This is a genomic window from Haemophilus parainfluenzae, assembly GCF_003252795.1.
Taxonomy (GTDB): Bacteria; Pseudomonadota; Gammaproteobacteria; order Enterobacterales; family Pasteurellaceae; genus Haemophilus_D; species Haemophilus_D parainfluenzae_K.
In genome coordinates, this window is record NZ_QEPQ01000001.1 from 65,358 (window position 1) to 89,582 (window position 24,225).

At 38.6% G+C, this 24,225-nt stretch carries 16 protein-coding genes; 11 read left to right on the forward strand and 5 right to left on the reverse strand.

The features are described 5' to 3' along the window. Positions 1-69 precede the first annotated feature (69 nt). From pepN to rnm, 4 genes are all read left to right on the forward strand, one after another. Positions 70-2,679, forward strand: a complete 2,610-nt coding sequence (gene pepN / locus DPV81_RS00330) for an aminopeptidase N (RefSeq protein ID WP_111386078.1) — start codon at positions 70-72, stop codon at positions 2,677-2,679. A 69-nt stretch (positions 2,680-2,748) separates the two neighbouring features. Beyond that, positions 2,749-3,768 carry a quinone-dependent dihydroorotate dehydrogenase gene (gene pyrD, locus DPV81_RS00335; protein ID WP_111386079.1) on the forward strand — a complete coding sequence of 340 codons (1,020 nt, stop codon included), beginning with the start codon at positions 2,749-2,751 and terminating at the stop codon, positions 3,766-3,768. Between the two features lie 12 nt (positions 3,769-3,780). Then, on the forward strand, positions 3,781-4,401 hold the full coding sequence (locus DPV81_RS00340; RefSeq protein WP_111386081.1) for a Type 1 glutamine amidotransferase-like domain-containing protein: 621 nt from the start codon (positions 3,781-3,783) through the stop codon (positions 4,399-4,401). Between the two features lie 8 nt (positions 4,402-4,409). Beyond that, complete coding sequence (gene rnm / locus DPV81_RS00345; protein ID WP_070867862.1) at positions 4,410-5,234, forward strand: RNase RNM; 825 nt, start codon at positions 4,410-4,412, stop codon at positions 5,232-5,234. 29 nt (positions 5,235-5,263) lie between these two features. Here the strand turns inward: rnm and DPV81_RS00350 are convergent, their stop codons facing one another. After that, entirely contained in the window at positions 5,264-6,163 is a 900-nt protein-coding gene (locus DPV81_RS00350; protein ID WP_111386083.1) for a LysR family transcriptional regulator, read from the reverse strand. A 97-nt stretch (positions 6,164-6,260) separates the two neighbouring features. Here DPV81_RS00350 and topA point away from each other — a divergent pair, with 97 nt between their 5' ends. Further along, positions 6,261-8,867, forward strand: coding sequence for a type I DNA topoisomerase (gene topA / locus DPV81_RS00355; RefSeq protein ID WP_111386084.1), 2,607 nt, complete (start codon positions 6,261-6,263; stop codon positions 8,865-8,867). 1 nt (position 8,868) lies between these two features. After that, on the forward strand, positions 8,869-9,429 hold the full coding sequence (locus DPV81_RS00360; protein WP_111386086.1) for an LOG family protein: 561 nt from the start codon (positions 8,869-8,871) through the stop codon (positions 9,427-9,429). A 37-nt stretch (positions 9,430-9,466) separates the two neighbouring features. On the opposite strand, the gene DPV81_RS00365 is transcribed toward DPV81_RS00360, so the two are convergent. From DPV81_RS00365 to DPV81_RS00380, 4 genes are all read right to left on the reverse strand, one after another. Then, positions 9,467-10,303, reverse strand: a complete 837-nt coding sequence (locus DPV81_RS00365) for a DUF4198 domain-containing protein (RefSeq protein ID WP_111386088.1) — start codon at positions 10,301-10,303, stop codon at positions 9,467-9,469. A gap of 199 nt (positions 10,304-10,502) precedes the next feature. Then, positions 10,503-11,426 (reverse strand): universal stress protein UspE, encoded by a 924-nt coding sequence (gene uspE, locus DPV81_RS00370; RefSeq protein WP_111386090.1) that lies wholly within the window; start codon positions 11,424-11,426, stop codon positions 10,503-10,505. A 136-nt stretch (positions 11,427-11,562) separates the two neighbouring features. After that, the gene (gene fnr, locus DPV81_RS00375; RefSeq protein ID WP_049365484.1) at positions 11,563-12,336 is read right to left on the reverse strand and encodes a fumarate/nitrate reduction transcriptional regulator Fnr; all 774 of its coding nucleotides are present in this window, start codon (positions 12,334-12,336) and stop codon (positions 11,563-11,565) included. 278 nt (positions 12,337-12,614) lie between these two features. Next, a complete protein-coding gene (locus tag DPV81_RS00380; protein WP_111386092.1) occupies positions 12,615-14,357 on the reverse strand; it encodes a YadA-like family protein in 1,743 nt (580 codons plus the stop codon). A gap of 445 nt (positions 14,358-14,802) precedes the next feature. Between DPV81_RS00380 and mukF the strand changes: the two genes are divergently transcribed. From mukF to sbcB, 5 genes are all read left to right on the forward strand, one after another. Further along, complete coding sequence (gene mukF, locus DPV81_RS00385; protein WP_111386094.1) at positions 14,803-16,137, forward strand: chromosome partition protein MukF; 1,335 nt, start codon at positions 14,803-14,805, stop codon at positions 16,135-16,137. A 46-nt stretch (positions 16,138-16,183) separates the two neighbouring features. Then, complete coding sequence (mukE, locus tag DPV81_RS00390; protein ID WP_111386096.1) at positions 16,184-16,936, forward strand: chromosome partition protein MukE; 753 nt, start codon at positions 16,184-16,186, stop codon at positions 16,934-16,936. Next, the gene (gene mukB / locus DPV81_RS00395) at positions 16,936-21,453 is read left to right on the forward strand and encodes a chromosome partition protein MukB (protein WP_111386098.1); all 4,518 of its coding nucleotides are present in this window, start codon (positions 16,936-16,938) and stop codon (positions 21,451-21,453) included. The genes mukE and mukB overlap by 1 nt, the downstream gene beginning before the upstream one ends. Before the next feature lie 69 nt (positions 21,454-21,522). Then, complete coding sequence (locus tag DPV81_RS00400) at positions 21,523-22,395, forward strand: DMT family transporter (protein WP_111386100.1); 873 nt, start codon at positions 21,523-21,525, stop codon at positions 22,393-22,395. A 2-nt stretch (positions 22,396-22,397) separates the two neighbouring features. After that, entirely contained in the window at positions 22,398-23,819 is a 1,422-nt protein-coding gene (sbcB, locus tag DPV81_RS00405; RefSeq protein WP_111386101.1) for an exodeoxyribonuclease I, read from the forward strand. Positions 23,820-24,225: the final 406 nt, after the last annotated feature.

Genomic DNA, 24,225 nt, shown 5'->3' on the forward strand with positions numbered 1-24,225 from the left:
ATTACATTGCAAGTTTTGTCATAAAATTTTATCCTAATAGGAGTTTTTTTCTTAGAAATAGAGCAGATTATGTTAGCTAAAGCGAAATATAGAAAAGATTACAAACAACCTGATTTTACAGTTACGGATATTTTCCTTGATTTTCAATTAGATCCTAACCATACCGTTGTCACTGCAAAAACAACTTTCCAACGTTTAAACGACGAAGCAACACACCTACGATTAGATGGTCATGGTTTCCAATTTGCTTCCATCAAATTTAATGGCGAAGATTTCAAACATTATCATCAAGACCACGAAAGTTTAACGTTAGATTTAACCAATCAAAGTGCGGCCAATTTTGAGCTTGAAATTGTGACGAATCTAGAGCCTGCACAAAACACCTCTTTACAAGGGCTTTATCAATCAGGTGAAGGCATTTGTACTCAATGCGAAGCAGAAGGTTTCCGTCAAATTACCTATATGCTTGATCGTCCTGATGTATTAGCTCGCTATACAACCAAAATTACCGCAGATAAAACTAAATATCCTTACTTGCTTTCTAATGGTAACCGCATTGCAAGTGGCGAGTTAGAGGATGGTCGTCATTGGGTTGAATGGAATGACCCATTCCCTAAACCAAGCTATTTATTCGCTTTAGTGGCAGGTGATTTTGATTTATTACAAGATACCTTTACGACAAAAAGTGGTCGTGAAGTGGCCTTAGAGCTTTATGTCGATCGCGGCAATCTTGATCGTGCAGCTTGGGCAATGGAAAGTCTGAAAAAAGCGATGAAATGGGATGAAGACCGTTTCAATTTAGAATATGACTTAGATATTTACATGATCGTTGCCGTGGATTTCTTCAATATGGGCGCCATGGAAAATAAAGGGTTGAATATCTTTAACTCTAAATTTGTGTTGGCAAATCCACAAACGGCAACCGATGATGATTACCTTGCCATTGAAAGTGTGATTGCACATGAATATTTCCATAACTGGACAGGAAACCGTGTAACTTGCCGAGATTGGTTCCAATTAAGCTTGAAAGAAGGTTTAACGGTTTTCCGTGATCAAGAATTTTCATCTGATACGGGCTCCCGTGCTGTTAATCGTATTAATAACGTGAAATTCTTACGTACGGTGCAATTTGCCGAAGATGCAAGCCCTATGTCACACCCAATTCGCCCTGAAAAAGTCATTGAAATGAATAACTTCTATACCGTGACTGTATATGAAAAAGGGGCAGAAGTGATTCGTATGTTGCACACCTTGTTAGGTGAACAAGGTTTCCAAAAAGGGATGCAACTTTATATTGCAGAAAACGATGGTAAAGCGGCAACCTGTGAAGATTTTGTTTCCGCAATGGAACGTGCGAATGATGTTAATTTAGCACAATTCCGTCGTTGGTATAGCCAATCAGGTACGCCAGAATTATTGATTAGCGATGCCTATGATGAACAAACTCATACTTATCGTTTAACGGTTTCGCAATCTACGCCGCCAACAGCGGACCAAATGGAAAAAGTAAACTTACATATTCCATTGAAAATTGCACTTTATGATGCCAAAGGCACGAAACAAATGTTACAGCATAACGGTGAATTGTTAAGTGATGTATTAAATGTAACAGAAAAAGACCAAGTGTTTGAGTTCCATGGCATTTATGGTCGCCCAATTCCTGCGTTATTATGTGATTTCTCTGCACCAGTGAAACTGGATTATGATTACACCACAGAGCAGTTATTAGGTTTGCTTAAATTCGCTGATAACCAATTTGCTCGTTGGGATGCAGCACAAATGCTGTTTACCCAAGAATTGCGTCGTAATGTGGCGCATTTCCAACAAGGTGAAGCCTTTGACATTTCATCTGATGTTTTGACTGCACTTGCGCATGTATTGGAAAATTATGAACAAGATATTGAATTAGCCACATTAATTCTAACCTTGCCAAAAGACATTGAGTTTGCAGAAAGCTTTAAAACGATTGATCCAGATGGCATTGCAGCCGCAAGAGAATTTATGTTGGTGCAAATTGCAGAATACTTGAAAGAAGATTTATTGCGTATTTACACCCATATTCGTCTTGAAGATTATCGAGTAACACAAGAAGATATCGCCTTACGAGCAATGCGTAATCTTTGTTTAAGTTATTTGGCTTACACCAATCTTGGTAATAATGTAGTCCAAAAACATTATAATAATGCCAATAATATGACAGATACGTTGGCGGCATTAAATATGGCAACCAAAGCAGCATTACCTTGTCGTGATACCTTGTTAGCGGATTTCGAACAAAAATGGCAACATGATGGCTTAGTCATGGATAAATGGTTTGCTTTACAAGCAACTCGTCCTGATGAAAACGTATTGGAAATTGTACAAGCATTAATGGATCACCCAAGCTTTAACTTCAACAATCCAAACCGTTTACGTTCATTAGTGGGTAGCTTTGCAAATCACAACTTAAAAGCTTTCCATCATATTAGTGGCTCAGGCTATCGTTTCTTAACAGATGTTTTAATTCGTTTAAATGAAACAAATCCACAAGTGGCTGCGCGTTTAATTGAGCCATTAATTCGTTTCTCACGTTTTGATGCGCAACGTCAAACGTTAATGAAACGCGCCTTAGAACGATTAAGTGCTGTTGAAGATCTCTCAAAAGATTTATTTGAGAAGATTGAAAAAGCCTTGCAATAAAACAAAAAGTGCGGTTAATTTTGACCGCACTTTCCATTTACAGTGAACTATCCTGAGAGATAAACGAGTATGTATTCTTTGATCCGTAAAGCCATTTTTTCCCTTGATCCTGAAACCGCCCATGATTTAGTGATTAAATCACTGCATTTAGCGGGTAAATCACCTTGCCAATTTTTATTAAAGCAGCTTTTGGCTTGTCCACAAGGTACGCCTAAGCAAGTGATGGGCATTACCTTTAAAAATCCTATTGGGTTAGCAGCGGGAGCTGATAAAAATGCCGAAGCGATTAATGGATTTGGTGCGATGGGATTTGGTTTTATTGAAGTGGGAACGGTTACGCCTTTAGCGCAAGAGGGAAATGCGAAACCTCGTCAATTCCGTTTAGTGGAAGCAGAAGGGATTATTAACCGTAACGGATTCAATAATTATGGTATTGATTATGCGATTGAGAATGTTAAAAAGGCAAAATTTGATGGCGTAATTGGGATTAATATTGGCAAAAATAAAGTCACACCGATTGAAAAGGGTAAAGATGATTACTTATTTTGCTTAAACAAAGCTTATAACTATGCGGATTATATTACGGTAAATATTTCATCACCGAATACTCCAGATTTACGTCAATTACAGTATGGTGATTACTTTGATGATTTATTGCAAAGTATAAAACAGCGTCAAAAAGTATTAGCTGAGCAATATAACAAATATGTGCCGATTGCAGTAAAAATCGCACCTGATTTATCCGAGAGCGAACTCGTTCAAATTGCAGATACGTTACTTCGTCATCAAATGGATGGGGTAATTGCGACTAACACGACCATTTCACGCGACAACGTCACAGGTTTGAAAAATGCGGAACAACAAGGCGGCTTAAGTGGAAAACCGTTACAGCAGAAAAGTACAGAAATTATTCGAAGATTGCATCAAGAGCTGAAAGGTCAAATTCCGATTATTGGGAGTGGTGGCATTGATGGTGTACAAAATGCACAAGAGAAGATTGAAGCGGGTGCTGAATTGTTACAAGTTTATTCGGGTTTGATTTATCACGGTCCAAGCTTAGTTAAAGGCTTGGTTCAGGAGATTAAGTAAGAGAGAAATAATATGAAAACATTATTTCTAGCCTCTTATTTTGCTGCCGTAGAAAATCTTTTCAGACGATTTTTAAAACAGCATTTTTTATTGCATAAAGTGCTATTTATTCCTACTGCAGGTAATGTAGAAAGCTATGTTGAATACATTAATGAGGCAAAAGATATTTTTCATAAATTAGGTTTTGAAGTCGATGTTTTGGATATCGCCCAAGAAACAGAAGAGGTTATTAAAGAGAAATTAAATTATACGCCGAGCCTTTACATTTCTGGTGGTAATACGTTTTATCTATTACAAGAGTTGAAAAGAAAGCATTTATTACCACATATAAAAAAACGAATTGATGAAGGTATGCTTTATCTTGGTGAATCTGCCGGTGCTATTATTACCGCCAGCGACATCGAGTATAATCAAATTATGGATGACAAAAATATAGCTATCGATTTAACCAATTATTCAGCTTTAAATTTAGTCGATTTTGCAATTGTTCCACATTATGGTGAGTTTCCTTTTGAAGAGAGTTCAAAGAAAACTGTTCAGATCTATCAACCCAAATTGAATTTACTCCCTTTAACAAATAGCCAAGCTGTAATTGTTAATGAAGATAATTACACTATTCAAACTAATTTATAGGAAAGCCGATGATCAAATATGATTTACATTGCCATAGTACGGCTTCAGATGGTGTTTTAACGCCTACGGAGCTTGTGCAACGAGCTCATGAGCAAGGTGTCAATGTGCTTGCTTTATGTGATCACGACACCGTGATGGGCATTGATGAAGCCAAACTTGAAGCAGATAAATTAGGTATTGAGCTAATTAATGGCGTAGAAATTTCAACGAATTGGGAAGGTCGTGGCATCCATATTGTTGGATTAAATTTTGATAAAACGCATCCCAAAATGACCGCACTTTTAGCCGAACAAAAATCACTGAGAGAAAAAAGAGCGGTTGAAATTGGTCATAAATTAGAAAAAGTAGGCGTCCCCAATGCCTATGAAGGGGCAAAAGCGTTAGCTAATGGAGAAGTAACTCGTGCCCATTATGCGCGTTATTTGGTGCAAATTGGAAAGGTTTCAAATGATGGACAAGCCTTTAAGCGTTATCTCGGCGGTGGAAAATCGTGTTTTGTCAAAGCTGAATGGGTGGATATTCCAACAGCGATTGATACGATTCATGTTGCTGGAGGAGTTGCAGTCATTGCCCATCCTATGCGTTATAACATGACAGGAAAATGGATTCGTCGATTAATTGTTGATTTCAAACAATGGGGTGGTGATGGCATGGAAGTCGCAGATAGTGGACAAACTAAAGATCAACGTCAGTACCTTGCGCGTTTAGCTAATGAATATGACTTAGCGGCCTCTTTAGGCTCGGATTTTCATTTTCCTTGTGGATGGATTGAATTAGGAAAAAATTTGTTTTTACCTGAAGAGGTAAAACCGATTTGGACATTATTTGAATAATAAAGGGCGGTTAAATCCGCCCTTGTTTTTTATATTTGACTGTTTTCACACAAACCGAGACTCGCGAGAAATTCAATAAATGCGCGAACTTTTGCCGGTAAATGACGACGATTTGGATAAACCACATAAATATCTAAAGGTTTTTGTTTATATTCAGACAAAATTTCAACTAATTCACCTGAAGCAAGCGCATCTTTGACAAAGAAACTAGGTGAATTGCTAATACCCAAGCCTGCTTTCGTCATTTCTAACAACGCCATACCATTATTGGAAACTACTTTAGATTGAATTTTATAACGTTGAATTTGATTGGCTTTTGTTGATTGCCAATGCACTTGATTTAACGATGATTTATAAAGTAAACCTTGATGATATTCTAAATCGTCAGGTGTGAGCGGTGTGCCTCGCGCTTCTAAATAACTTGGCGAAGCAACAAAATGCATAGGGGAGCTGCTAATTTTACGCGCAACAAGTGAGCTATCTTGCATATAGCCGATACGTAGTGCTAAGTCATAGCCCTCAGCAACGAGATCAACACGTTTGTCTTCAAATTCAATTTCTACGTGTAAATTGGGATGAATCTCAATAAATTTAGGCAAGTTAGGTGAAATATAAAGTAAGCCAAAATCACGCGGTACAGAGATTAATAAATTCCCTTGCAAGCTTGTCGCCATATTACTAATGCTAGAATCAGCCTCGCTTAAATCTAATAGAATAGCTTGGCAACGTTGGTAATAAAGCATCCCGGCTTCAGTTGGCACAATTTTTCGTGTTGTACGTTGTAATAATCGCGTTTTTAAATGTTCTTCTAATTGTGAAACTAATTTACTCGCCATCGCCACAGAAATATTCTGTTGGTTTGCGGCTTGTGTAAAACTTTGCGTTTCGATTACTTTACAGAAAACCGAAATTGCATTGAGTTTATCCATTTATAAATCCTTTTTGAAAAAAAGCTTGATTTTATCGGCGTAAGTTTGCAGTATATCGCCAATTTTACAGAATTCTAGTTATATTTTAGGTAAGCAAATGAGCAAATCTTTAGTGATTGTGGAGTCGCCGGCCAAAGCGAAAACCATCAATAAATATTTAGGTAGCCAGTATGTGGTGAAATCCAGCGTAGGGCATATTTGTGATTTGCCTACAGCAGGGAGTAGCACAGGCGAGAAAGCTAAACCAGTTTCCACTAAAGGATTAAGTGCGGAAGAAAAAAACAAAATTAAAGCAGAAAAAGACCGTGCAGCCTTAGTGAAACGTATGGGGATTGACCCTTATCATGATTGGAAAGCCAATTACCAAATTCTACCAGGCAAAGAAAAAGTAGTAGCCGAATTAAAATCCCTCGCTAAAAAATCTGACCATGTTTATCTCGCAACCGACTTGGATAGAGAAGGAGAGGCTATCGCGTGGCATTTACGTGAAGTCATTGGTGGCGATGATAGTCGTTTTAGTCGCGTTGTATTTAATGAGATTACGAAGAAAGCGATAGAAAAAGCATTCCAGCATCCTGCTCACATTAATATGGACCAGGTTAATGCTCAGCAAACCCGTCGTTTCTTAGACCGCGTGGTAGGCTTTATGGTGTCGCCATTATTATGGAAGAAAGTGGCGCGCGGTTTATCTGCAGGGCGAGTACAATCTGTTGCCGTGAAATTGGTGGTAGAGCGTGAACGTGAAATCAAAGCATTCCAACCGGAAGAGTTTTGGGAAATTGAAGCACTAACCCAAACGAGTAAGAAAGAAGACTTACGTTTGGATGTGGTGCAATATAAAGGCAAAAAATTTGAGCCGAAAAATGAAAAAGAAGCGCAAAGTGCGGTCGATTTCTTAAATAAATCACATTACGTTGTCACAGATTTAGAAACAAAACCAACAGGTTCTAAACCAAGAGCCCCATTTATCACTTCAACCTTACAACAAACTGCGAGCACGCGTTTAGGTTTTGGGGTGAAGAAAACCATGATGTTGGCACAACGTTTATACGAAGCCGGTTACATCACTTATATGCGTACGGACTCTACCAACTTGAGCCAAGATGCATTAAATATGGCACGCTCTTATATCGAAAGTCATTTCGGCAAAGATTATTTGCCCGCTAAACCGAATTTCTATTCAAATAAAGAAAACGCACAAGAAGCGCACGAAGCGATTCGTCCTTCTGATGTGAAAATGCTCGCGGATCATTTAAGTGGCATGGATAAAGATGCTGTGCGCTTGTATGATTTAATCTGGCGTCAATTTGTAGCCTGCCAAATGCCAGCTGCACAATATGACAGTACAACCGTTACCGTAATGGCTGGTGATTATGAATTGAAAGCCAAAGGCCGTATTTTACGCTTTGATGGTTGGACAAAAGTCTTGCCACAATTAGGTAAGAATCCGGAAGACCAAATTTTACCGGCCGTGAGTTTAAACGAAACCTTAGCACTAAAAACGGTTTCGCCAAGCCAACACTTTACCAAACCGCCCGCTCGTTTTACCGAAGCAGCATTGGTTAAAGAATTGGAGAAACGTGGTATTGGTCGTCCTTCGACTTATGCGGCAATTATTTCGACTATTCAAGAACGTGGTTATGTGCGCATTGAAAATCGCCGTTTCTATGCAGAGAAAATGGGCGAAATCGTTACTGATCGCTTAAATCAATCTTTTACTGATTTGATGAGCTACGATTTCACTGCCAACATGGAAAACGTACTAGACCAAATTGCGTCCGGTGAGAAAAATTGGAAGGCTGAGTTAAATCAATTCTTCAAAGATTTTTCTACCCAACTTTCTAGGGCAGAATTAGATGAGTTGGAAGGTGGAATGAAGCCGAATAGCCTTGTGCTCACCGATATTGATTGCCCAACTTGTAGCCGTAAAATGGCGATTCGCACAGCAAGTACAGGTGTCTTCCTTGGTTGTTCTGGTTATGCATTACCACCAAAAGAGCGTTGTAAAACGACGATTAATCTCATTCCAGAAGCGGAATTATTAAATGTGTTGGATGAGGCTTCTGAGACCAAAGCCTTAATGGATCGTAAACGTTGCCCGATATGTGGCACGGCGATGGACAGTTACATTATTGACCCACATCGTAAATTGCATATTTGTGGTAACAATCCAAATTGTGATGGTTATTTGGTTGAACAAGGCCAATTTAAAATTAAAGGCTATGACGGTCCGATTGTAGAATGTGACAAGTGTGGTTCGGATATGCACTTGAAACTCGGTCGTTTTGGTAAATATATGGGCTGTACCAACTGTGATAACACCCGTAAGATTTTGAAAAACGGCGAGGTTGCACCGCCAAAAGAAGAGCCGGTACATTTCCCTGAATTGAAATGTGAAAAATCTGACGCGTATTTTGTATTACGTGATGGTGCAAGTGGGGTGTTTATGTCTGCACATAACTTCCCGAAATCACGTGAAACACGACCGGCAAAAGTGGCGGAATTAGCGCTTTATCGTGATCGTTTACCAGAAAAATTACGTTATTTAGCCGATGCGCCACAAAAAGACCCAGAGGGTAATGAAGCGATTATCCGTTTCAGCCGTAAAGAAAAACATCAATATGTGACATCTGAAAAGAATGGCAAAGCCACAAAATGGATTGTGGATTATATTGATGGAAAATGGGTAGAACGGAAAAAGTAGGATGAACATCACGGTTTATTGCGGTGCAAGTTTAGGCAATGATTCATCCTATCAGACTGCTGCAGAAAAATTAGGGAAATGGATTGCAGATGGCCAACATACTTTAGTTTATGGTGGTGGAAAATTGGGATTAATGGGCGTGGTTGCAGATACTGTGCTCGCTCATCAAGGCAAAGTAATTGGCATTATCCCTCAATTTTTACAAGACAGAGAAGTTTCACATCCTAATTTAACCAAGACCGTGGTGGTTGAAAGCATGTCTGAGCGAAAAAATAAAATGGTTGAGCTTGGCGATGCTTATGTTGCCTTGCCTGGCGGACCTGGCACTTTAGAAGAAATTGCTGAAGTGATTTCTTGGGCTAGAATTGGAAAAAATAACAATCCTTGTATTCTATTTAATGAAAAGGGTTATTTCGATTCATTAAAGTCCTTTTTTAGCCATATGGTGAAAGAAGGCTTTTTTACTCAAGGTGATTTTGAGAAAATTTTATTCTCGAATGATCTTCAAGAAATCGAAAGCTTTATTGAACACTATCAACCTCCAGCATTAAGAACATATTAAAAAAGTGCGGTTAAATTTGTCCGCACTTTTTTTGTGATTAATGGTGATGATGTTCTGGTTTTGGTGGCAGTTTAGCACGCGCTTTACCAACAGGTAAAATTAACGTTGCGTAATTTGCTGATTGTTGACACACTTTTTGATCTTCAAATGGTTCTTTATGAATCACTTTAAGTTTCCAAACACCTTCAATTAATGGGATAAAGTTAACTTTACCTTCACTATCTGTTTTACCTGAAAACGCTTGTGGTTCACGGTGAGATGTTGCTGCTTCCATATCTTTTACGACAAAGGTATCAGACGTTGCAATAATCGTTTCGCCCGAAAGTGGTTTGTCTTTATAGAAAATTTGCAGAGGGAAAGCTTCGCCCGCTTTAATTGTTTTTGGATCTTTGAGTGGCACAATTTCAAGTGGTAAACCGATGCGTGTCATTGCCATCTCTGCATTCAATGGTTTCTTACCAACCACAGTAAAGGCTTTACCAAACATTTGAGTTTGTTCGCAATAGAATGCATTTGGTGTGCCTTGTAAGTTATCCATTTCCCAACCTTCATTATTTTGTGACCAGAAAGTTGGTTTATAAGTAGCAGTTACCCAATATGAACCGTCTTTTAACGGTTTTTCTGATTGATATTGGTAGTTTTCACCTTTTTGTACTAAGGTTTGCATTTCACCATCTTGATTGATGAGCTCCATCGGTGGAAAGATAGCAAGACGTTTTTCAGGAATTTTTTCAACGTAAGGGTAGTCACCATAAGCTAAATCAGCTTTTAAAACGGAATTAGAAGCAAGTTGTGCCGGTGTTGCAACCCAAACTTCATGAGCTTGCGCGAGCGCAGAGAAACCAAGTAGTGTTGCAATTAATGTTTTTTTCATTGTCTTTCCTTTTTAATTAATAAATCAATTTATAGAAAGTCTTCGATAGGGCGGATGAGTATAGCGAAAAAGAAATAATGAGACGAATAGAAAAAGTTGATTTTGTGAGAAACTTCACATTTTTTTAACAAAAAAGTGCGGTCATTAAAACGATTGTTTTTTTGACCGCACTTAATTTTAAATTAAAGGCTAAATTGGCTTATTTTTTAGAAGGTTTAATAGCTAATAGGTTACAGCTTAATTTACTAATCACATGTTCCGCTGTATTACCTAATAACGCTGCAGATAGACCCGTTCTTCCCACTGTACCTAAAATCACTAATTCAGCTTCAATTTCTTTCGCCACTTCAGGAATCACTTCTTCAGGGAAACCTTCGCGTACGTGGGTATGATCTTCATCAATACCAAATTTTTGACGTAAGGCTTTCATATTGATGAGGTGTTGCCCACGAATGCCATTTTCATAACCTGAAGTATTAAATTCAGGTAAATCAATCGCCATATTAATTGGCGCAACAGGGTAGGCCGCCACTAAATGTACGTTACCACGGTTTAAGTTTTCCGCTAAATTCATACCCGTTGAAACTAATTCTTGGTTGAATTCATCTTGATATTCTTGTTCACCCGATACATTCACTGCGATTAAAATGCGGCGTTGATGTTTCCAGTCACCATCACGCACCATTAATACTGGAATTGGACATTTACGTAATAATTGCCAATCTACTGGTGTGAAAATCAGTGAAGTGAAGCTTTCTTCATCTTTGGTGTATTTTACAACGAGGTCATATTGATTTTTTTCAACTTCTTCACGAATTGCATCTGCTTCATTGCTGCTCCATACAATGTGAGATTCAAACTCAATTTCTGGATCTGCATATTTATCTAAATAAAATTGTACGGCTTGACGTTGTTGCTCAATGGCTGTTTCATGCATTTGACTACGTTCTTCTGAAGAAAGAAGTGCAGACATTTCATAAGATAAGTCATAGACACTCAACAAGGTGGTGATTTTTACTTTTGTTTCATTTTGTTGTTCTTTAACAAGACGAACGGCACGAGCGAGCGCATATTGTTTTTCGTTATCAGGGTTAAGTACAACAAGAATATTATTAAATTTCATAAAGCCTCCAAGACATGAGATATCAATAGGATAGAAAAGATTTTAAGTGATGACAAGAACCTATTATAAAAAAAGTGATTTTGTACAAGTTTTTTGTCTCAAATACTAAAAAAGCGTGAAAACTCACGCTTTTTATCTATTCCACTAACTGGATTTTGGTTTTATGTACACCTGTTAAATCAATCAAGGCATTAATATCATTAATGGTAATGTATTTACCTTGAACAGAGAGTACACCTAATTTTTGGAAACGACCGAGCAAACGACTGATCGTCTCAACAGTTAGGCCGAGGTAATTACCAATATCGCTGCGAGTCATGGTTAAACGGAATTCTTTCGCTGAGAAACCTCGAGCAGAATAGCGTTTAGATAGGTTATGGATGAATGCGGCTAAACGTTCTTCAGCATTCATTTTAGACAGTAATAAAATCATTTCTTGATCGCTTTTGATTTCACTACTCATTAAACGCATAATTTGCTGACGAAGCTTAGGCATTTTGCCAGATAAATCATCTAAGATATCAAAGGGAATTTCACATACCATAGCGGTTTCCAATGCTTGTGCAAAACTTGGATGTTGCATATTCGTGATAGCATCAAAGCCCACTAAATCGCCTGGTAAGTGAAAAGAGGTAATTTGTTCTTCGCCCGCTTCACTAATGGTATAAGTTTTAATGGTACCGGAACGAATCGCATAAATAGAATTAAGCGTGTCGCCCGCTTTAAAAAGGACTTGAGATTTTTGTATAGGCTTTTTACGCTCGATGATATTATCAAGCTGATCAAGCTCATGTTCGTTCAATGTGAAAGGAATACAAAGTTGACTAATGCTGCAATCCTGGCAATGAATCGCACAACCACCAGATTGAACTCTGCGCCCTGATTTGGTTTCTGAAACGAAATTCTTCATTAGTTCCTCAAATCGATAAATATAGTGTAAAATTGATCTAACGCAATTATTCTACCACTAAATAGTCAATTTAAGAAGTTATCTACGAGTAAATAGGTATGGCAGCAGAAAAATTAACCAAAAAACGTTTAATACAAATTATTATCATGTTGATTATTTTGGTCAGTGCATTTGTTTGGCGATATATATTGCAATAAGTGCGGTCAAATTTTTGATTGTTTTGAGAAGAAAAAAAGAGCCACAATTTTATGGCTCTTTGTTTTAACGTGTAAGTCAGATTACCATTCGTAACCGACACCCGCACCCACAGTAAATTGACCGCGAGTATCAGCAGCACCGTTCACGTTAGTTGACCAGTGACCATTATCAGAGTTACGAGACGCTTTAATTGCAATCGCGCTTTCACCGCGGTGATGAGCTACGCCAGTTGATACCATGCTCTTGCCATCTTTACGTGCAGATGGAGCAGATGCGATAGCTGCAACGCCAGCAATACCAGCTCGAGTTTTACGATCAACTTTATTTACTTTATTATCAACATAACGTTTGTTTGCCGCATCAGTTGGTGCTTTTGGATCCGCAACATTAGTGATGTTTTTATTACCTGCATTAATGCCGTTCTGATTGATCTGAACGCTTGAATTATTGACAGTGTAAGAATCCGCTTTGATGTCTTTTGCTGTACTAACAGTATAAGTTTTCACTTGGTTAGCATCATCATAAGCTTCTTGTACATTAATATTGTCACCCGCTTTAACTTTTACGTCAGACGTACGCACACGAATATTATCAATACGCGTTTTGTTTTTGCCTACTTGGTCTGCAACCATATAAAGCTGGGAACCGTTAATTGCATCGGTAGATGTAGAAGAAATTTCACCTGCACCTACGTTAATAATTTGGCGTGTATGTGGCGTAATGGTTACTGTACGGCCTGGGGTTGAGTGATCTGGTGGGGTGTAAGTTTCAGTTTTGTCTGAACCAACAGAAACAACCGCTACAGGCGTGTTACCTGCAAAACCACTATATGTAATACCGTTAACTGTTGCAGTATTTTCTTGTGTTGCTGAGCGTGTAATAGTGCCAGAGCCTAAGGCAACAGAGTTATCATCTTTTGCATAAGAGTCTTTCGATAAGGCTACGCTTTTTTCGCCTTTAGCATTAGCTGAATCGCCTAATGCAGTAGACCATTTACCTGTAGATGTTGCTGATGCGCCAATAGCTACAGCAGAGTCGCCGGTGACGGTTGAATCGTTACCAATCGCTACAGCCGAATCGCCAGAGGATACAGAACCTGTACCTACAGCTAATGAGCTTGTACCACTTGCGTTGGCTTGTGAACCATAAGCATTACTATTTTGACCACTTGCTTTTGCCGCTTGACCAATTGCAATAGTTTCGTTTGCTAATGCACTAGCAGCAGTACCAATTGCGGTAGCATTAGCTGAACTTGCAGTCGCATTGAAGCCAATTACAGTTGCATTTGTGGTTGATGTGTCTGTAATTTTATTATCATTACCAGCAACAAAAACGTTTTTGCCAACGACTTCATTATTTAAACCAAATACGCTTGCTTTACTTGTGTTTTTATCTACAACAACATCTTTTTCTGGTGTACCTGTTACACGCTGAGCACCGACTTTATTATGTGCACCATATCCAAGAGAATGATCGGCATAAACTTTATTATCATCACCAACGCTTTGAGTAAAATGACCATATGCATCATTTCCATCACCAATCGCATTTGCTTGTTCACCTTTCACCACATTTTGATTACCGATGGCAGAACTTGAGCCTTGGCTTTCTTCAGCTTCAGCTGCAGGAATAGAATAGATTTGGTTTTGCTGACCAATAGCTGTATGTCCCGGACCTCTAACGTTAGTCGCCTCTATTGTTTTGTTTGCATTTACAGCGTCTTGTGTCGTGATATTCAGAATGTTTCCATCAGCAGCATTCGCTACAGCAACATTCACCCCAATAATTAATGCCGTGATAGCATTAAATTTAAAATTTTTCATATGTCCTCGCTTGAGTTTCTTCTTTAATTACATTGTGTAACTAAAGAATTTCATTAGAGTAGTGTAAATATACATTAATAATTATAGGTAGCATTGAAGAATGGATTAACTATATGATTTTTAATCTCTTATTTTCCAGATATTGCAAATCTTATTTTTATCTATTCAGTAAACGATTGCGTACCTACACAAGATTATAGATAGGTTTTTTTGTATAGAAAAGTAAATAGCATGTTTATTTTGTAAAGGATTGTAAAGAGTTGTAAATATTGTTTAAATATCGCTCATTTCTAAGGTTGAAGTACGAAAATATATTTCCTTGTTTAATTTAAGGATATTTTAAACTTAAAAAGAGCGGTCAATTTGCAAGAAGATTTTCAAGATTGAGAAAAAATCCTGTATAATCTCAGAAATTTTTTGTTCAATTTTAAGCTTTTGTAACCGAATGATCGAAACCTCACAAACCATTCCTGAACTCGTCTCATGGGCGAAAGAGCGGGAATTTTCGTTAAATCTGCCGACAGAGCGTTTGGTGTTTTTATTGGCCATTGCCATTTATAACAACGAACGTTTGGACGGTGAGATGCTAGAAGCTGATTTAGTGGATATTTTCCGCCATACAGCCAATGCCTTTGACCAATCAACGGATGCGATTGCCACCCGTGCGAATAATGCTATCAATGAACTGGTGAAACAGCGTTTTCTTAACCGTTTCAGCAGTGAATTTACTGAAGGGCTTTCTATTTATCGTCTTACTCCATTAGGCGTTGGAGTATCAGATTATTATATTCGTCAGCGTGAATTTTCTGCGTTGCGTCTTTCTGTACAGCTCTCTATTGTGGCTGATGAAATTCAGCGTGCATCCGATGCGGCAGAAGAAGGTGCAGCAAAAGGGGAGAATGAGCACTTTTGGCGTCGTAATGTATTTGCACCATTAAAATACTCAGTAGCAGAGATTTTCGATAGCATTGATTTATCACAACGTGTGATGGATGAAAATCAGCAAAGTATTAAAGAAGAAATTGCGAATTTACTTACCAAAGATTGGCAGGCAGCAATTTCTAGTTGTGAACGTTTATTAGATGAAACTTCAGGCAATTTACGTGAGTTACAAGACACCTTAAATGCAGCAGGTGATAAGTTACAGGCACAATTATTACGTATTCAAGATTGTGTGATAGGCCATGATGAGCTCTACTTTATTGAACAATTAATTACTGATTTGCAATCCAAGCTCGACCGCATTATTAGCTGGGGGCAACAAGCCATCGATTTATGGATTGGTTATGACCGTCACGTGCATAAATTTATCCGTACCGCCATTGATATGGATAAAAATCGCGTATTCTCACAACGCTTACGTAATTCTATTCACAGTTATTTCGATCATCCTTGGTTCTTGTGGACTGCTCAAGCGGAACGTTTGGTCGATCTACGTGATGAAGAAATGGTATTGCGTGAAGATGATGCATTGGGCGAATTACCTGAAGAGTTGCAATATGAATCTTTGGCGGATTTACATGATCAAATTGTCGAACATATGCAAAGCTTATTAATTAAATACCGTGAAAATAATCGTCCGATTGATTTAAGTTTGGTCTTAAAAGAACAATTAGAAGCTTATCCGCTTTCACGTCATTTTGATGTGGCACGTATTATTGTGGATCAAGCAGTGCGTTTAGGTATGGCAAATGATGATTTAGCCGGTATTTATCCGCAATGGCAGGAAATTAACGATTACGGCGCAGAAGTACAAGCGCATGTGATTGATAAATATTAATTTCGTGGCTTACCCAAAAACGAATTCATAAAATGAGAAATTAACCATGACAGATATTCAAGATGTAATTTCCCCGAAATTGGCAAATGCCATTGCAAATCCTATTTTTCCGACAGTGGACAGCTTATTGCGTTCAGGTCGCCATATCAGCACAGATCAATTAGATAACCATGCTTTTTTAATGGATTTCCAAAATGAGTTGGATGGTTTTTATCGTCGTTACAATGTGGAATTGATTCGTGCTCCAGAAGGCTTTTTCTATTTACGTCCGAAAGCGACGACGTTAATTGCCCGTTCAGTACTTTCCGAATTAGAAATGTTAGTAGGGAAGGTGCTTTGCTATTTGTATTTAAGCCCAGAACGTTTGGCACAGCAAGGTATCTTCAGTACGCAAGAAGTCTATGACGAATTGCTCAACTTGGCAGACGAAGGCAAATTATTGAAAGCTGTCAATCAACGTTCCAGCGGTTCGGATTTAGATAAACAAAAATTAGCTGAAAAAGTGCGTGCTGCGATCGGTCGTTTACGCCGTTTAGGCATGATTCATACCGTGGGTGAACAGCATAGCGGTAAATTTACTATTTCTGAATCAGTTTTCCGTTTTGGGGCTGAAGTGCGTTCTGGTGATGATCCACTAGAAGCACAAGCTCGCTTAATTCGTGATGGGGAAGCAGCAACACCGCAATCTCTCGAATTGGAAAAACAAGCCAAAGCAACAAGCAATGATGATGACCTTGATGATGAAGAAAGTGCGGTCGAAATTGATGAAGAATTTGATGATGCAGGAGAACAAGAATAATGTCTGATGTATTAGAACTTGAAAACGAAATCTATCAAGACGAACCTGAGCAATCAACCGAACAGGTTGAAGAAGAATTCATTGCTCCTGTATTAAACCAACATAATGGGGTAGAACGAGGTAAATTCCGTTCACTGACCTTAATTAACTGGAATGGTTTCTTTGCCCGTACCTTTGATTTAGATGAATTAGTGACCACACTTTCCGGTGGTAACGGTGCCGGTAAATCCACAACCATGGCTGGTTTTGTTACGGCGTTGATTCCAGACTTAACCTTATTGCATTTCCGTAATACCACAGAAGCCGGCTCGACAGGCGGCTCTCGTGATAAAGGGTTACACGGTAAATTGCGTCCAGGCGTGTGTTATGCGGTATTAGATACCATCAATTCTCGTCATCAACGAATTCTCGTGGGTGTTCGTCTGCAACAAATCGCTGGCCGTGATAAGAAAGTAGATTTAAAAACCTTCTCGATTCAAGGTGTAGAATTATCCTTAAATCCGACCGCACTTTTCACCGAAACGGTCGGTGAACGTCAAGCTCGCGTACTCAATTTAAATGAATTAAAAGACAAAATTGAAAATCTTGGTGCGCAATTCAAGCAATATCATTCCATCACCGATTATCACGGTATGATGTTTGATTTGGGTATTATTCCAAAACGCTTACGTAGTGCCTCAGACCGTAGCAAATTCTATAAATTAATCGAAGCTTCTTTATACGGTGGTATTTCCAGCGCTATTACCCGTTCTTTACGTGATTACCTATTGCCGGAAAACCTTGGTGTGCGCAAAGCCTTCCAAGATATGGAAAGCGCATTACGTGAAAACCGCATGACCCTTGAAGCAATTAAAGTTACGCAATCTGATCGCGATTTATTCAAACATTTAATCACCGAAACCACTAATTATGTGGCATCAGATTATATGCGTAATGCCAATGAACGCCGCGGCAATATCGAAGCTGCTCTAGGTTTCCGTCGTGATTGGTATAAAGCAAAAGCTGAGCAAGAATTATCACAACATCGCTTAATTGACTTAAGCCGTGAAGCAGCAGAATTAGCAGAAAATGAACGTACTTTAGAAGTAGATCACCAAAGTGCGGCAGACCATCTAAACTTGGTATTAAATGCGTTACGTCATCAAGAAAAAGTATCGCGCTATCAAGAAGACGTAGCTGAGCTTACAGAAAAATTAGAAGAACAAAAAATGGTTGTAGAAACTGCAACCGAACAGCTTGAAGAAAGCCAAGCGCAATTTGAGCAAACGGAACTTGAAATTGACCAAGTACGTGCGCAACTTGCGGATTATCAACAAGCATTAGATGCACAACAAACCCGTGCATTGCAATATCAACAAGCAATTGCTGCGCTTGAAAAAGCGAAAACCTTATGCGGTTTAGCGGATTTAAGCGTGAAAAATGCGGAAGATTACCAAGCTGAATTTGCTGCCCATGCAGAAAGTCTAACCGAGCAAGTGCTTGAGTTAGAACATAAAATGTCTATTTCTGAAGCGGCTAAATCACAATTTGATAAAGCCTATCAGTTGGTGTGCAAAATTGCTGGTGATATGCCGCGTTCAAGTGCTTGGGAAAGTGCTAAAGAATTATTGCGTGAATATCCAACACAAAAAATTCAAGCACAACAAACCCCACAATTACGCGCGAAATTAAATGAGTTAGAGCAGCGCTATGCTCAACAACAAAGTGCGGTTAAATTATTGGCTGATTTTAATCAACGTGCTTATTTATCTTTAGAAACCGCTGATGAACTCGAAGCATACCACGCTGAACAAGAAGAACTCATTGAAAGTTTAAATGAAGAACTTGCTGAGCAAGTAGAAAACCGTTCAACCTTGCGTCAAAAACGTGAAAGTTTGACCGCGCTTTACGAAGAAAATGCTCGTAAAGCACCAGCTTGGTTAACTGCTCAAGCCGCTTTAGAACGCTTACAAGAGCAAAGTGGTGAAACCTTCGAGCATAGCCAAGATGTGATGCATTTTATGCAATCACAATTGGTAAAAGAACGTGAGCTGACTATTCAACGTGACAATTTAGAGAAACAACGTCAACAATTAGACGAGCAAATTTCTCGTCTAAGCCAACCAGATGGTTCTGAAGATGCTCGCTTAAATGTGCTTGCAGAACGTTTTGGTGGGGTATTGCTTTCTGAATTATATGATGATGTACCAATTGAAGATGCACCTTATTTCTCGGCACTTTATGGTCCAGCTCGTCATGCTATTGTTGTGCGTGATCTCAACACGGTACGTGAACAATTAGCTAATTTAGAAGACTGTCCAGACGATTTATATTTAATCGAAGGTGACCCAAATGCCTTTGATGACAGCGTACTTTCAGCCCAAGAACTTGAAATGGGCGTTGTGGTGCAAGTATCTGATCGTGAATTACGTTATTCAAAATTCCCGCAAATTCCATTATTCGGCCGAGCAGCACGTGAAAAACATTTAGAAGAATTACAAGCTAAACGTGATGAAATTGCGGAAGAATACGCACAAATCGCCTTTGATGTACAAAAATGTCAACGTTTACACGAACACTTTAGTCAATTTGTTGGCTTACATCTAGCCCTTGCATTCCAACTAAATCCTGAAGAGGTGATGGCGGAAATCAATCAAGAGCGTAATGAAATCGATCGTGAGCTCAATCAATTCTCAAGTACCGAACAACAAATTCGCATTAAATTGGATAATGCCAAAGAAAAAATGCAATTGTTGAATAAGTTAATGCCACAGCTTAACTTACTTGCTGATGGAGAATTACTTGATCGCATTGAAGAGTGCCGCGAACAATTAGACATCGCAGAGCAAGATGAAAGCTTTATTCGTCAACATGGTGTTGCGTTGTCACAATTAGAGCCGATTGCCAATACTTTACAAAGCGATCCAGAAAACTATGAGCGCTTAAAAGCTGATTTAACCCAAGCCATTGAACGCCAAAAACAAGTACAACAACGTGTATTTGCTTTAGCGGATGTGGTGCAACGTAAAAATCACTTCAGTTATGAAGATGCTGGACAAGCAGAAACATCAGAGCTTAATGAGCAACTTCGTCAACGTTTGGAGCAATTACAGGCACAGCGTGATGCTCAACGTGAACAATTACGTCAAAAACAAAGCCAATTTGCACAATACAATCAAGTATTTATCCAATTGCAAAGTTCTTATGACAGTAAAAATCAATTGTTAAAAGAATTAATTGCTGAGATTGGTGAATTAGGCGTGCGTGCTGATGAAGGTGCAGAGGAACGTGCAAGAAATCGTCGTGATGAGTTGTATCAACAACTTTCAACCATCCGTCAACGTCGTTCTTATGTTGAAAAACAATTAACGCTTATTGAAAGCGAAGCGGAGAACTTAAATAAACGCATTCGCAAAGCGGAACGTGATTATAAAACTCAACGTGAATTGGTTGTAGCTGCGAAAGTCAGCTGGTGCGTGGTTCTCCGTTTATCTCGCAATTCTGATGTGGAAAAACGACTCAATCGCCGTGAGTTGGCTTATTTATCTGCTGATGAGTTACGTTCAATGTCGGATAAAGCCTTAGGTGCGTTACGTACTGCGGTAGCAGATAATGAATATCTCCGCGATGCATTGCGTATTTCTGAAGATAGCCGTAAACCGGAAAATAAAGTCCGCTTCTTCATCGCGGTATATCAGCATCTTCGTGAACGTATTCGTCAGGATATTATTAAAACAGATGATCCGATTGATGCAATTGAGCAAATGGAAATTGAGCTTAATCGCTTAACAGAAGAATTGACTGGCCGTGAGAAAAAATTGGCGATCAGTTCTGAAAGTGTGGCAAATATTATGCGTAAAACCATTCAACGTGAACAAAATCGTATTCGCATGTTGAACCAAGGTCTACAAAATATTGCTTTCGGTCAGGTGAAATCGGTACGTTTAGTAGTCAATATTCGCGATACACATGCAATGTTGCTTGATGCGCTATCAGGTAAACAGGAAGAATATCAAGATTTATTCAGTGATAACCGTATTACCTTCTCTGAAGCCATTGCGAAACTTTATCAACGAATTAACCCGCATATTGATATGGGTCAACGCACGGCACAAACTATCGGTGAAGAATTATTAGATTACCGTAATTACCTCGAGTTAGAAGTTGAAGTCTTCCGTGGTGCGGATGGCTGGTTACGAGCTGAAAGTGGCGCATTATCGACAGGTGAAGCGATCGGTACGGGTATGTCAATCCTATTAATGGTTGTACAAAGCTGGGAAGAGGAAAGCCGCCGTATTCGCGGTAAAGACATCGTACCATGTCGTTTACTATTCTTGGATGAAGCGGCGCGTTTAGATGGTAAATCCATTTCCACCTTGTTCGAACTTTGCGAACGTTTGGATATGCAATTACTTATCGCAGCGCCAGAGAATATCAGTCCTGAAAAAGGGACAACCTATAAACTGGTGCGTAAAATCGCCGGCAACCAAGAACAAGTTCATGTGGTTGGTTTGCGTGGCTTTGGCGCAACAGAGTAGTTTTTTAAAGCGGTCAAAGCAATTGGCCGCTTTTTTCATTGTTATTTTTATGAGAATTTAGGACGAATTATGCACAACCTTATTTTAGCCATTCTATGTAGTGTTGCCGTATCGGTATTACTCAAAGTTGCTCGCAAGAAAAATATCATTATTGAACAAGCAATAGCGTTCAACTATATTGTCGCCATTTCATTAAGCTATTTCTTACTCAAACCTGATTTTAAAGGATTGGAATTTACCGAATATTTAGCACAAAGTGATAGCACACCTATTTTCCTGGCGTTAGGTATTTTATTACCAACCGTATTTATCATTATGTCTAAAGCAGTTGAATTTGCGGGTATCGTGCGTTCAGATGCCGCACAACGCTTATCGTTATTTCTACCGATTGTTGCCTCTTTTATTATCTTCCATGAAACATTAAGTCAGCCCAAAATTGTTGGCATTATTTTGGCATTCATCGGTTTATTCTGTATTTTGAACAAATCGAATGAACAAAGTGCGGTCACTTTTAAGGGTATTTTAGGCTTAATCGGTGTTTGGTTTGGTTATGGCACCATTGATATCTTATTTAAACAAGTGGCCAAAAGCGGGGGAGCATTCCCAACCACATTATTCATCGCTTTCTCATTAGCCGCTTGTGTCATGTTCCTGTATTTATTCCTAAAACGCACTCAATGGACTGTGCCAAGCTTTATTGGTGGAATCATTTTAGGTGTATTGAATTTCTTTAACATCCTGTTTTACATTAAAGCGCACCAAAGCTTCGGACAAAACCCAACCTTAGTTTTTGCGGGAATGAATATTGGTGTTATTTGTTTAGGTACCATCACCGGCGCATTTTTCTTCAAAGAAAAAATCAGCAAAATCAACTGGTTTGGTGTTCTTATTAGCCTTTCAGCAATTTTCTGTTTATATTATTTAGATAAAATTTTGGCTTAATTATGGCAAACAATTTTAGTTTTTTTATCTACGATTACGAAAGTTTTGGTATCAATCCGGCAAGTGATCGTCCTGCTCAATTTGCTGGTATTCGTACCGATGCAGATTTCAATATCATTGGTGAGCCTATTATGTTGTATTGCAAGCAAACCAATGATTATTTGCCCGCCCCGGAAGCCGTAATTGTCACAGGAATCACGCCACAAGAATGTAATGAAAAGGGGATTCCTGAACCTGAATTTGCCGCAAAAATTCTAGCTGAGTTTTCACAACCTAATACTTGTGTGATGGGTTACAACAACATTCGTTATGACGATGAAATGACTCGCTATACTTTTTACCGTAATTTCATTGATCCCTATGAATATAGCTGGAAAAATGGCAATTCTCGGTGGGATTTACTGGATTTGGTCAGGGCTTGCTATGCACTGCGTCCAGAAGGGATAAATTGGGCTTATGACGATGATGGTATGCCAAGCTTTCGCTTAGAAAAACTCACTAAAGCAAATGGTATTGAGCATGAAAATGCCCATGATGCGATGGCGGATGTGTATGCAACTATTGCCATGGCTAAATTAATCAAAGAAAAGCAGCCTAAATTATTTCAATTCTTCTTTGAGCATAGAGGTAAGAGGGAAATTGAGAAGCTAATTGATACCGCGGAAATGACACCATTAGTGCACGTTTCAGGTATGCTAGGGAATTATCGCGGCAATTGTGCTTGGGTGGCACCATTAGCATGGCATCCAACTAATCAAAATGCCGTAATTGTCTGTGATTTATCAGGTGATATTGATAATTTACTCAGTAAAAGTGCGGTTGATTTGCGACAAGATTTATATACAAAGAAAAGCGAGCTAGAAGAAAGGGGAGTTTCATCAGTTCCATTGAAATTGGTTCATATTAATAAATGCCCAATTTTGGCTCCTGCAAAAACGTTACTGCCGGAAAATGCAGCTCGTTTAGGGATAGACAGACAACAATGCTTAGATAATTTAGCAAAATTGCGCCAATCCTTAGATATACGCGAGAAAGTTATTGAAATCTTCTCAGAAGAGCGCGAATTTGAGCCAAGTGATAATGTAGAAACAGAGCTTTATAACGGCTTCTTTTGCAATGCCGATAAAAACAATATGGCTATTTTACGCGATTTAACGCCTGAAAAATTAGCTGAGCATGGTTTAGCATTTGAAGATAAACGAATTCCAGAATTGTTATTCCATTATCGTGCAAGACATTTCTATAAAACTCTAAATCGTGCTGAGCAAATCAAATGGCAAAAATATCGCCAACGTAAATTAGAACAAAGTGCGGTTAAATTTGAAGAAAGTTTACAGCAGTTAGCAGAGGAATATTCGGATAATCCAACTAAGCTAAATTTACTACAACAGGTTTATGAATACGGTGCAAAACTGTTATCTTAATCTTATATATATCGTGACATAGTCACACAAATGCCAATCACCAAAAACGTAAATTTTAATCCCTGAGATTTACGTTTTTCTTTTTTAAATCTAATGATATTCACCTCATAAAATAACGCAGAATTCACGTAGCGTTGTCATTATTTTGACACATATAAACATCTTTATTTTTTCCTTACATAACAACTTTAGAGTGTATAAATCATTATTTAGTCTTGTTACAAGGTATTGCCAATCCAGATCTCACATTGCTTGAGCAGTACTCGTGACCTGTGTATAACTCTGTGATCTTATTAATACGTAGCTTTTACTAACCTTGTAATTGGTTTCGTATAATGTATATTATGTTAAATTAAATATATGGATATGTCACAAGCCAATATGGGTGACTATCCTATTTCATGCA